Here is a 12,582-nt window from a genome sequence, read left to right on the forward strand (position 1 = left end):
ATGAATAAATTTATTTCAAACTTAATACTCGTATTGTTATTTTCAACTTCGTTAACTGCTCAAGTGGGAATAGGAACGACTTCCCCTGATGCTTCATCAGCTTTAGAGGTAGCATCGACAGATAAAGGATTTTTAATGCCGAGAATGACAACAGTTCAAAGAGAAGCTATTGCTACTCCGGCAAATGGTTTAATGGTATTTGATACAGATACAAATTCTCAGTGGACCTATATAGGAGGAGCCTGGGGTGAGACTAAAGCAGGTGTAGGAAAATTTATTGATGGAGCCGCTGCAGACATTGCTTATTATGAAGGTAGGGTTGGAATTGGAAGATCTAGTTTTGTAGATTATCACAAATTATACGTTGAAAATAAAAGGGATGAAGATGGACAATTCTCAACAGGAGTATTTGAAGGTATTTTTGAAGGAACCGGGAACTCTGCATTTTCCTATGGCGTCGTATCAACAGTCAATAATACAAATACAGGCACCTCAGCTTATGGAATCGGTAGCCAAGGGATAATTAGAAATTCAAATGCGGGAGCATCATTTACTACAGCGGTTGGAATGTACCCTCAAATATATAATGACGGTACGATCAATTATGGATCAGGTATGATATCAGAAGTATATAGTAATGCTGGGACTATGAATACTGCACGTGGTATGGATGTAGGAGTGGTTAATGCTTCTGGAGCTACTTTAGGCACAACGTCTTTAGCGTCAATGTTTGCTACAAATAACGGATCTGTTACAACCGATGCCTATGGATTATTTATTGGAGGAACTGGGACTGGAACAGTTGGAGGCAATGCTTATGGCTTATATCTGTCAACTCCATATGCCAATGTTTCAGGAATTTCTTATGGATTATATGCTGATAATCCAGGGGTATCTTATATCGAAGGTAATTTAGGAGTCGGAACAAATGATCCACAGCAAAAAGTGCACGTTAGTGGTGTATTGAGGCTAGAACCGCAGGCAACGCCACCAACCAATGGAGGTGCCGGAGACCTTTATGCAGGGACAGACAATAAATTGTATTTCCATGATGGTACTTCCTGGAAGGAAATACAGCTGGTGCCATAATTAACAGCGTATTTTAAGTAGTGCATACTGTTCATGATATGGACAGGGTGAATAAAATATAAATCAAGCTTGTCTTTAAGACAAGCTTTTTTTTATCAAATAAGTTGGGATATCAATTTTTATGAATACTTCTCTGCCGGCTTCTAACAGAATTTCCCTATTGAATTTAAATGGAATTTACCTGACAAATGAATGAATTATGCCGAAGAAATTCATAGTAAGATAATTTTGCACAGGAAAGAGTTAAGATCATATAGTCTTGAAATTATTTATATCAATATGTTTTATATTAAAACCCTTTTGACCTACATTTAGAGATAAAAAAATGAATTATGAAAATTGGTCTTCCAAAAGAAATTAAGAATAACGAGAGTAGGGTGGCGCTGACACCAGCTGGTGCAATGGAATTAATCCGTAATAACCATATTGTATATGTGCAAAAAAACGCTGGATCCAACAGTGGATATGACGATGAAGAATACCAAAATGTAGGTGCGGTAATTTTACCTGATATTTATGAAGTTTACGAAAAAGCAGAGATGATTGTAAAGGTAAAAGAACCAATCGAACTTGAGTATGACTTGATCAAAGAAGGTCAGATCGTTTTTACTTATTTTCATTTTGCCTCATCAGAAAAACTAACACATGCCATGATTAATAATAAGTCGGTATGTATAGCATATGAAACAGTTGAGGATGTCAATGGTAATTTACCTTTGCTAACTCCGATGTCAGAGGTTGCCGGAAGAATGGCTGTCCAGCAAGGAGCAAAATATTTAGAAAAACCTGAAAAAGGAAAAGGTGTCTTGTTAGGAGGAGTTCCCGGAGTTCCACCCGGAAGAGTTTTAGTTTTAGGAGGAGGTATTGTTGGTATCCAGGCAGCAAAAATGGCAGCAGGTTTAGGAGCGATTGTTACCATACTCGATGTAAATATGGATCGCTTGCGTCATATAAACGATGTGATGCCAAACCATGTTATTACAGAATTTTCAAATGAATATAATATTAGGAAACATATCAAAACACATGATTTGATTATCGGAGGTGTTTTGTTAAAAGGTGCAAAGGCACCAAAATTAATAACTAGGGATATGTTAAAAGATATGCATGCCGGAACAGTAATTGTTGACGTAGCTGTTGATCAGGGAGGCTGCGTAGAAACTACAAGACCGACTACCCATGAAGACCCGGTTTTTATTATTGATGATATAGTGCATTACTGCGTTGCGAATATGCCTGGTGCTGTTCCCTATACTTCAACAAAAGCACTGACGAATGTAACTTTGCCATTCGTTCTTGAAATTGCTAACAAGGGATGGGAAAGAGCATGTGAAGAGAACAAATGCCTACATAAGGGTCTAAATATTGTCAAGGGTACTGTGGTATATGATGAAATAATTGAAACATTTGACCTTGTTTAGAAATGATGAATTTTTATTAGTCATCGGCAATACTTATTTAGCATAAATGTAGAGATGTGAATCAATTTTTATAAATAACACATATTTACTTTGATATTTAAAAAAAGTTTATAAATTTGTCAGTTCAAAATGAGAAATAATACAATTCATACATGGTGGTGGTCTTTACAAAGCGAAAAACTTGTGAAGTAATAATCTGTATGTAAAAATATCAATTAGGCTTGTCTTCACGACAAGCCTTTTTTTTTAAACTATTTTTAATGAAATATCATTTAAGCACACATTATAAGAAAATTCTAGCCGACACCATTACACCGGTTAGTATCTATCTTAAAATCAGGGATAAATTTCCAAACAGTATTCTGTTGGAGAGTTCAGATTATCATGGAAATGAAAATAGTTTTTCTTATGTCTGTTGTAACCCAATTGCCAGTATCACTGTAAAGGATAACCAGGTGACTGAATCTTTTCCTGATGGAAGTGCTTCAAATTGTCTTTGTGATACCCCAAGTGAGATTCCTAAAATGATCCATGCTTTTAGCCAGAAATTTGAAACTGAAAACCAAAAATTCAAATTTATTAATAATGGACTTTTTGGTTATATCGGGTATGACGCTGTAAAGTATTTTGAAGATATTGAGATAGAGAAGAAAGATGGAGATCTTGATATTCCAGATATTTATTACGCTGTTTATCAGAATATTATTGCTATTAATCATTTTAAGAATGAGGCCTATATATTTTGTCATTCAAATGATAATTCAAATAATACGGAGGAAATACATCAATTGATAGGAAACAGAAATTTCGCGTCTTATACTTTTCAAAACCTCAATGATGAAGCTTCTAATTTATCCGATGATGAATTTAAAGAGCATGTTGAATTAGCTAAAAAGCATTGTTTTCGAGGAGACGTGTTTCAATTGGTGCTCTCAAGGCGCTTTTCTCAAGGATTTAAAGGAGATGAATTCAACGTATATAGAGCCCTGAGATCAGTCAATCCTTCTCCTTATTTGTTTTATTTTGACTATGGAAATTTCAAAATATTTGGATCTTCACCAGAAGCCCAACTGGTGGTAAACGATGGAAAAGCTGAGATACACCCAATAGCCGGGACCTTTAAAAGGACAGGTGATGATGAGAAAGATTTACAGGCAGCGAAGTCACTCTCTAAGGATGAAAAAGAGAATGCTGAACATGTGATGCTGGTAGATCTTGCCAGAAATGATTTGAGCAGAAATGGTGAAGAGGTCAAGGTTGAAAAGTATAAGGAAATTCAATTTTTTTCTCATGTGATTCATTTGGTTTCGAAGGTTATAGGTAAAAAATTTAAGGATGCCATCACATTTCAAGTTGTGGCTGACACATTCCCTGCAGGTACTTTATCAGGAGCTCCAAAGCACAAAGCCATGCAGTTAATAGAGAAGTATGAAAAACAGAACCGGACGTTTTATGGAGGTGCCATAGGTTTCATGGACTTTGAAGGAAACTTTAACCATGCCATAATTATCAGGTCTTTTTTGAGTAAAAATCATCGTTTGCATTATCAGGCTGGAGCGGGAATCGTTTCGAAATCATCTGCTGAAGATGAACTGCAAGAAGTTTATCATAAATTAGGCGCCTTAAAAAAAGCAATGGAAGTTGCTGAAAACATATAAGAAATGAAGCACGTTTTAGTAATAGATAATTATGATTCATTCACCTATAACCTTGTACATTATTTACAAGACTTAGGCTGCGATGTGACCGTCAAGCGTAATGATAAATTGACCTTGGAGGAAGCGGGTAAATTTGATAAGATTCTTTTGTCGCCAGGCCCTGGAATTCCGGATGAAGCCGGTTTGCTAAAATCGATCATCAAGGAATATGGTAGTAGTAAAAGCATACTCGGAATATGTTTAGGTCAACAGGCGATTGCAGAAGTATACGGAGGAAGTATTGAAAATTTAAACAAGGTTTATCACGGAGTTTCCACCTCAATTAAACGGATTAATGAAGATGATGTTTTATACAAGGATATACCAACCGAATTGGAAGTAGGCAGGTATCATTCTTGGGTGGTTTCAAAGGAGTTACCAAAAGTACTTATCAGTACTTCAATAGATGAAAATGGAGAAATTATGTCTCTAAGACATATCGAACATGACGTGCGTGCTGTTCAATACCACCCTGAGTCTATCTTGACACCAGAGGGAAAAAAAATGTTAAAGAATTGGGTTGAAGCTTAATCGCTTTTAAAAATAATAGTGAATATGAAAGAAATACTAAATCGCCTGATCAATCAAGAAACGATTTCCAAAGAGGAAGCGAAAAAAGTGTTGGTTAATATTTCAAAAGGTGTTTATAATACCAGCCAAATTGCTTCTTTTTTAACGGTATATATGATGAGAAGTATTTCAGTTGAAGAACTGGATGGGTTCCGTGAAGCCTTACTTGATCTGTGTCTGGCTATTGATCTTTCAGATTTTAATGCAGTTGATCTTTGCGGTACAGGCGGTGATGGCAAGGATACTTTTAATATTTCAACACTGGCTTCTTTTGTGACAGCAGGAGCGGGAGTTAAAGTAGCAAAACACGGTAATTACGGGGTATCATCCTCTTGTGGGTCTTCCAATGTTTTAGAACACCTCGGAATTACATTTTCTAATGATGAGTCATTTTTACAGCGATCAATTGATAAGGCAGGTATCTGTGTTTTACATGCACCGTTGTTTCATCCAGCAATGAAGAATGTCGCTCCGATTAGAAAAGAGTTAGGTGTCAAGACTTTTTTTAATATGCTTGGCCCTATGGTAAACCCGTCCTTTCCAAAAAATCAGATGGTGGGTGTATTTAATTTGGAATTGGCCCGGATGTATGGGTATTTATATCAAACTACAGATAAGAATTATGCCATTTTACACGACCTAGCTGGTTATGATGAAATTTCGCTGACAGATAGAACCAAAATGATCACAAATCAGGAAGATAAAATGATACTTCCATCTGATTTAGGAATTCAAAGAATTAAGCAAAGCGATATATACGGCGGAAAATCAGTAAAAGAAAGTGCTGACATATTCTTAAAAGTTTTACAAGGAGAAGGAACCGAAGCACAGACCAATGTGGTTTGTGCAAACGCAGGGTTGGCTATTTCAGTAGTTAATCAAAAAAGTCATCAGGAGGGGTTTGAACTCGCAAGAGAATCACTACTTGGGAAAAAGGCATTAAATGCTTTTATAAAATTACGTGAATTCAGTAACTAAAATTATAGAAAGTTGAATATTTTAGATAGAATAGTTAAGGATAAGAAGCATGAAGTTGCCGCAAAAAAAGAAGGGTTGCCACTATCATTTCTGAAGCAATCACCTTTGTTTGAGCGAACGTGTTTTTCGATGTCTAAAAGTATACTTGAAGGCAGTGGAATTATAGCAGAATTTAAAAGAAGAAGCCCGTCTAAACAAGTAATCAATCATAAAGACAGTGTAATTGAAGTTGTTAAGGCCTATGAAAAAGCCGGAGCTTCTGCCATATCAGTTCTTACCGATACTAAGTATTTTGGCGGATCATTAGATGATCTTATTCAGGCTAGACAGCACCTTAGTATTCCGTTGCTCAGAAAAGAATTCATTATTGATTCTTACCAAATATATGAGGCCAAGGCGTTTGGGGCAGATGCAATTTTATTAATAGCTGCGATACTTGACCCAAAGGAGTTGACATCTTTTTCAGTTTTGGCACATAAACTCGGATTGGAAGTATTGCTTGAAGTTCATAATGAAGACGAGTTAAAAGCATCGAATCTTGATCATATAGACATGCTGGGAGTGAATAATAGAAATTTGAAAACCTTCGAAGTTAGTCTGGATATAAGTAAACAGCTAGCACCAATGATAGCAAAAGACAAGGTGAAAATATCCGAAAGCGGAATCAGTAATATTGAAGCTATTCACAGCTTAAAAGAATATGGCTATAAAGGTTTTCTAATTGGTGAAAATTTTATGAAGACAGAAGAACCCGGAGCTGCTGCAGTACAGTTTATAAATTCTCTAGGAGATGAAGATTAAGGTATGTGGCATGAAATATGAGGAGAATATAAAATCCGTCGCGGTTCTTGAGCCGGATTATCTTGGTTTTATTTTTTATGATAAATCAAAAAGGAATTTTGAAGGTCAAATTCCGGAAATAGCAGCTGATATTAAAAAAGCAGGTGTTTTTGTCAATGCATCGGAATCATTCATCAATGCAATGATAAAAGAACATAGTCTTGATATGGTGCAATTACATGGAGATGAAACGAACACATACTGTCTTAAACTAAGAGAAGCTAATCGACCAGACCTTGATATTATGAAAGCCTTTTCAATGTCAAAAGAGTTTGACTTTAAGATATTGGAGGATTACATGACCGCCTGTGATTATTTTTTGTTCGATACAAAGGGTAAAGAAAGAGGAGGTAACGGAACATTATTTGATTGGAAATTACTTAAGGACTATAAGCTTGATAAACCATTTTTTTTAAGTGGAGGAATAGGCCCGGATGAATTAGATCAAGTTGCTGCGTTTTTGAAAACGCCAATGGCGAAATATTGTTATGCCTTAGACGTAAACAGTAAGTTTGAAACTGAGCCAGGGATGAAAAAGGTGTTAGAGTTAAAGAAGTTTATTGAATTAAATGCAAAAGAAGAGTAAATGAAAAAATCGTATCACGCAGACGAAAAGGGTTATTATGGAGCTTTTGGAGGATCATTTGTTCCTGAAATGCTGCATCCGAATATGGAAATTTTACAAAACTCTTATTTGAAGATCATGAACGAACCTTCATTCAAGAAGGAGTTCGATTCGCTTTTAAAGGACTATGTCGGAAGACCTTCTCCCTTATACTTGGCGAAAAGGTTGTCAGAAAAATATGGAGCGAAAATTTATTTAAAAAGAGAGGACCTTAACCATACGGGTGCCCATAAAATCAATAATACCATAGGCCAGATTTTATTGGCTAAAAGACTAGGTAAGAAAAGAATTATTGCAGAAACAGGGGCAGGTCAACATGGAGTTGCTACAGCAACTGTATGTGCACTAGCAGGTCTGGAATGCACGGTTTACATGGGAGAAATTGATATAGCGAGGCAAGCGCCGAATGTTGCCAGAATGAAGATGTTAGGAGCAACTGTTGTGCCCGCTATTTCTGGGAGTAAAACCTTAAAAGACGCTACCAATGAGGCTATCAGAGCATGGATCAACGACCCGGTTGAAATACATTATATCATCGGATCAGTGGTGGGATTTCACCCTTATCCCGATATGGTAGCCAGATTTCAATCTGTGATTTCAGAAGAAATGAAATGGCAGTTAAAGGAAAAAGAAAATACGGATTCCCCTGATTATATTGTTGCCTGTGTGGGTGGTGGTAGTAATGCCGCAGGAGCATTCTATCACTATCTTGATCAGGAAGAAGTAAAATTAATTGCTGTTGAAGCTTCAGGTAAAGGAATTGATTCAGGCGAATCAGCCGCGACCAGTGTTTTGGGTAAAGAGGGAATTATTCATGGAAGTAAGACCTTGTTAATGCAAACAAAAGATGGTCAAATCATTGAGCCCTACTCGATTTCAGCAGGCTTAGATTACCCAGGTGTTGGCCCTCAGCATGCGCATTTATTCACTTCAGGAAGGGCTGAGTTTCTCGATGCGACCGATGATGAAGCCATGCAGGCGGGATTAGAGTTGTGTAAATTGGAAGGAATTATTCCTGCGATTGAAACCTCCCATGCTTTAGCCGCTTTGGCCAAAATTGACTTTAAAAAAGAAGATATAGTTATCGTGAATCTTTCAGGTAGAGGAGATAAAGATCTTGATACCTATATAAAATATTTCGATTTGTAATATTTAAAATGACGAAATGAACAGAATTGAACAGACTTTAGAGGCGCATAAGCCAAGTGGAAGTACACCAAAAAAATTACTTTCTATATATTTTACTGCAGGTTATCCAGACTTGGAAGATACCAGCAAGGTAATTAAGCAATTAGAGAATTCTGGTGTTGACATGATAGAGATTGGTTTGCCCTTCTCAGACCCATTGGCTGATGGTCCAACCATTCAGGAAAGCAGTACCCAGGCTTTAAAGAATGGGATGACAACCGAAAAGCTTTTTGATCAATTAGCAGGAATTCGAGAGGATGTAAACATTCCTTTATTGATTATGGGCTATTTTAATCCAATGCTTCAATACGGGATCGAGGCATTTTGTAAAAAGTGTTCAGAGATTGGTATTGATGGCTTAATTATACCTGACCTTCCTGTTGATGTTTTTCAGAATGAATATTTGGCCACATTTGAAAAATACGGCATATTTAATGTGTTCTTGATTACTCCACAAACTTCTAATGAAAGGATAGCCTATATTGACAAAATATCTAAAGGTTTTATCTATATGGTCAGTTCTGCCAGCACTACCGGAGCAAAAAACAGCTTTGATGAGGTGCAATTGAATTATTTTCAGCGCATCAATGATTTGAATCTTACTACGCCCAGAGTCATTGGATTCGGTATTTCAAATAATGAAACTTTAGTGCAAGCTACAGATTATGCAAGTGGAGCGATAATTGGGTCTGCTTTTGTAAAATTTTTGGACCAGAATTCAATTGATCAAATTCCCGAATTCATAGAAAATATCCAAAGTTAACAACGTTAACATTTAGATAATACATATTTAATTTTTCTTTAATCTAAATCGTTTTTTACAAAGGATAAATGCTACTAATTTCGCCAATGCTTTATTGAAAATATTGGGAGTTTGGTTTTATTAGGAAAATTGGAATATCGCAAGAAGATATTCATTTATTTGTCATCCATATTTATTGTTTTTACGATTCTCGTATTATTATTTCAATATAAACGAGAGAAGGATTTTAAGCGTGATCAAATTGAAATCAGCCTAAATAATATAGCAGAATTAACGTATAACTATATTGAAAGGAAAGGGCTTGACAAAGAAAAGGATCTCAGTTCTTTGGATTCCCTCTATCTTTATATTCCTGATGACAATATAAGGGTTACCGTTCTTGACAAATTAGGTAAAGTACTTTATGACTCAGAAGTGAAGCAGGTCATAAAAATGGAAAACCATTTGCATCGACCTGAAATTCAAAAAGCCATTAAAAACGGTCAAGGTTCAAACATAAGAGAATCTACAACCACCGGATTTGAATATTATTATTATGCTAAAAATTATTCCGATCTGTTCATAAGAACTGCAGCCCATTATAATTTAGAGGTAAAGAATTTTTTAGTGGTTGAGAAATTATTCTTGTTTTACCTGATCACCTTATTCCTTGTTACCTGGTTGTTTATCAGTTTAATTACCAAGAACCTATCAAGCGCTTTATTCAAGCTTAAGGATTTTGCAACGCGATTAAGTCATGGAGAAGAGGTTACAGAGAAAGTAGATTTCCCAAAAGGAGAATTTGGAGAAATCAGTAAGCAAATCGCCGATATTTACGACAAACTTACACTGGCAAAAAGCAAGATTGAAATTGAAAAAAATAAGCTATTCTCACATTTACATGCCTTAAATGAAGGAATTGCATTTTTTACACCTGATAAAAAAAAGATTCTTAGGAACAATCATTTTATACAGTATTTAAATATCATTTCAGACGAAACTAATATTTCTGAAGAGCAGATTTTTATCGTAAAGGAATTTGAAAATATCAATAAGTTTTTGGAAAAGCATTTAGGAAATGAGGGGGTTATGAAGCAGCATGAACTGCCCCATATGGAGGAGATTGTTTACAAGGACAAAAGAGCATTTAACATTCATGCCATTATTTTTGCTGATAGAAGTTTTGAAATTGTAATTAGGGACATAACTCAATTTGAGAGACAAAAGAAAATTAAAGAGGAAATAACTTCAAATATAGCGCATGAATTAAAAACGCCTATCATGATTATATTAGGTTACTTAGAACTCTTAAAAGAGAATAGTATCGACAAGAATGTTCAGACAAAATATATAGCAAATGCATATACACAATCAGAAAGACTTTCTGATCTGATTCAAGATATTTCAATACTTCACAAGATGTCAGAGGCTAGAGACAGATTTAAATTTGAGTTACTAAGCTTGAATGAGTTGATATATGAGGTAAAGGATTCTCTAAATCTGAGTTTAGAGGATAAGGGGATAAAAGTGAATATACGATTAGCGAAACCTGTTTTTGTTAAGGCAAACAAATCATTACTCATTTCTGTTTTTTATAATCTGTTTGACAATGCGATCAAATATGGTGGCGAAGGCATAGAAATCAGCCTTAACAATTATTTAGAGGATACTAATTTTTATTATTTTTCTTTTTCAAATACAGGGAATAGCATTGATAAAAATCATTTTCTACGGATATTTGAAAGGTTTTACAGAGTAGATGAAGACAGGTCAAGGCCAAAAGGGGGAACGGGTTTGGGTCTGTCAATCGTTAAAAATGCCATTCAATTACACGGAGGGGAAATAACTGTAGGTAATTTAAAAGAAGGAGGTGTTGAGTTTCTTTTCACAGTTTCTAAATCTTAATACTTTAGCCCTCTAAATGCTTTTTTGAATTTACTATCTTTACCAAAAACGGCATGACAACAATTAATAAATTTTCGCTGCGAACCCGCATCTTTATAGCAATGATATTCATTGTTGTTATCGCTTCTATCCTGATCGCTGCAGTTACGATTTATCAATTTAATGAACAGGCTGAAGAATATCATAACAGACGACTTGAAAGGAAGGAAGAAGCCATAAAATCTGCTATTACTTATGAGTTAGAGCGCGATACAATCAATGAGTTTGAAACGGTTTCATTGCCTATTATCCTTGATCAAAAGCTCAATGAAATTTCGGATATACACAACCTTGATATCAATATATATGATTTAAAGGGCGAGCTACTTGCAAGTTCTTTTGTTGATCATGAGACAGATACTACTGATGCGAATTTGTCAAAAAATATCATTCAACACCTGATTATTAATCCAGACCACCGACTTGTCTTGGGAAAATCTTCAAATGACGGGGCGAAATTTAAGTCATCTTATTCCTATTTAATAGGAACCTATGGATCAGCTGTTGGCATTATAGGAGTCCCTTATTTACAGGATAACACTTTTCAAGACAAAGAATTAAGGGAGTTTTTAGAGCGATTGTCTGTTGTTTATTTGTTGATACTTTTTATTGCCATTACGATGGCTTATTTCCTTTCAAAGTATATCACCAAATCTCTTGAGAATGTAAGTAGGAGAATGCGGCAAACTACTGTTGAAAGGACCAATGAGAAAATTGTACTTAATGATGCCAGTCAGGAAATCATCAACCTGGTAGATTCATATAATAGCATGATCGATCAGATCGAGGATTCAGCTGTTAAACTTGCTCAGAGTGAAAGAAAACATGCCTGGAGAGAAATGGCGCGTCAGGTTGCACATGAAATAAAGAACCCGCTGACGCCTATGCGATTGACTGTGCAGAGTTTAGATCATGAATTTGACCCTAAAGATCCTGACATAAAAGAGAAGATGCATGAATTTTGTGAATCAATGATACAGCAAATTGATATCATGAGTTCAATTGCATCGGCATTTTCGAATTTTGCTCAAATGCCTAATACCAATAAGGTAAAATTAAATATTGTTGAGGAAGTGAAAAAGTCACTTGATATTTTTCATGAGTCTTATATTAGCTACCATCCTCAGAAATCAGAGATCATCACTAAAATCGATAAAATTCAATTAACAAGAATTGTAACCAATTTAGTCACTAACGCGATTCATGCATTACAAAATACGGAGGACCCTTATATCAAGGTGGGTATTACTGAAAAAGGAAGAGAAGTTTTGATTAAAGTCGAAGATAATGGTATGGGAATTGAAAAAGCAGATGCCTCAAGAATATTTGAACCTAAATTCACTACAAAATCGAGTGGAATGGGCCTAGGACTGCCAATGGTAAAAAATATAGTTGAAGCCTATAACGGCAGTATTACCTTTGTGTCAACTGTCAATGAGAAGACCGTTTTTTCAGTATCTTTACCTAAAGAATAACCGCGCTAAATTT

Annotated in this window: 11 protein-coding genes; all 11 read left to right on the plus strand. The window is 35.6% G+C overall.

The genetic code is table 11. From position 1 onward, the window contains the following. The 11 genes from QWY87_RS03390 (at position 1) to QWY87_RS03440 (ending at position 12,569) form a co-directional block, all read left to right on the plus strand. Positions 1-1,089 carry a phage tail-like protein gene (locus tag QWY87_RS03390; protein ID WP_290288208.1) on the plus strand — a complete coding sequence of 363 codons (1,089 nt, stop codon included), beginning with the start codon at positions 1-3 and terminating at the stop codon, positions 1,087-1,089. Between the two features lie 332 nt (positions 1,090-1,421). Then, the gene (gene ald, locus QWY87_RS03395; protein ID WP_290288211.1) at positions 1,422-2,510 is read left to right on the plus strand and encodes an alanine dehydrogenase; all 1,089 of its coding nucleotides are present in this window, start codon (positions 1,422-1,424) and stop codon (positions 2,508-2,510) included. Positions 2,511-2,770: 260 nt separating this feature from the next. Continuing rightward, on the plus strand, positions 2,771-4,168 hold the full coding sequence (locus QWY87_RS03400; protein ID WP_290288215.1) for an anthranilate synthase component I family protein: 1,398 nt from the start codon (positions 2,771-2,773) through the stop codon (positions 4,166-4,168). Positions 4,169-4,171: 3 nt separating this feature from the next. Beyond that, positions 4,172-4,738, plus strand: coding sequence for an anthranilate synthase component II (locus QWY87_RS03405; RefSeq protein ID WP_290288217.1), 567 nt, complete (start codon positions 4,172-4,174; stop codon positions 4,736-4,738). A gap of 24 nt (positions 4,739-4,762) precedes the next feature. Further along, on the plus strand, positions 4,763-5,755 hold the full coding sequence (gene trpD / locus QWY87_RS03410; RefSeq protein ID WP_290288221.1) for an anthranilate phosphoribosyltransferase: 993 nt from the start codon (positions 4,763-4,765) through the stop codon (positions 5,753-5,755). A 12-nt stretch (positions 5,756-5,767) separates the two neighbouring features. Continuing rightward, the gene (trpC, locus tag QWY87_RS03415; protein WP_290288223.1) at positions 5,768-6,556 is read left to right on the plus strand and encodes an indole-3-glycerol phosphate synthase TrpC; all 789 of its coding nucleotides are present in this window, start codon (positions 5,768-5,770) and stop codon (positions 6,554-6,556) included. Continuing rightward, positions 6,546-7,181, plus strand: coding sequence for a phosphoribosylanthranilate isomerase (locus QWY87_RS03420; RefSeq protein ID WP_290288225.1), 636 nt, complete (start codon positions 6,546-6,548; stop codon positions 7,179-7,181). The genes trpC and QWY87_RS03420 overlap by 11 nt, the downstream gene beginning before the upstream one ends. After that, positions 7,182-8,369: a tryptophan synthase subunit beta gene (gene trpB / locus QWY87_RS03425; protein ID WP_290288228.1), complete on the plus strand. Its 1,188-nt coding sequence runs from the start codon at positions 7,182-7,184 to the stop codon at positions 8,367-8,369. It abuts the gene before it with no gap. Positions 8,370-8,385: 16 nt separating this feature from the next. Continuing rightward, a complete protein-coding gene (gene trpA, locus QWY87_RS03430) occupies positions 8,386-9,171 on the plus strand; it encodes a tryptophan synthase subunit alpha (RefSeq protein ID WP_290288231.1) in 786 nt (261 codons plus the stop codon). Positions 9,172-9,282: 111 nt separating this feature from the next. Further along, complete coding sequence (phoR, locus tag QWY87_RS03435) at positions 9,283-11,055, plus strand: sensor histidine kinase (RefSeq protein ID WP_290288233.1); 1,773 nt, start codon at positions 9,283-9,285, stop codon at positions 11,053-11,055. A gap of 53 nt (positions 11,056-11,108) precedes the next feature. Continuing rightward, entirely contained in the window at positions 11,109-12,569 is a 1,461-nt protein-coding gene (locus tag QWY87_RS03440) for a sensor histidine kinase (RefSeq protein ID WP_290288235.1), read from the plus strand. Positions 12,570-12,582 lie beyond the last annotated feature (13 nt).

The sequence above is a fragment of the Lutimonas halocynthiae genome (assembly GCF_030409835.1).
GTDB classification, from domain to species: domain Bacteria; phylum Bacteroidota; class Bacteroidia; order Flavobacteriales; family Flavobacteriaceae; genus Lutimonas; species Lutimonas halocynthiae.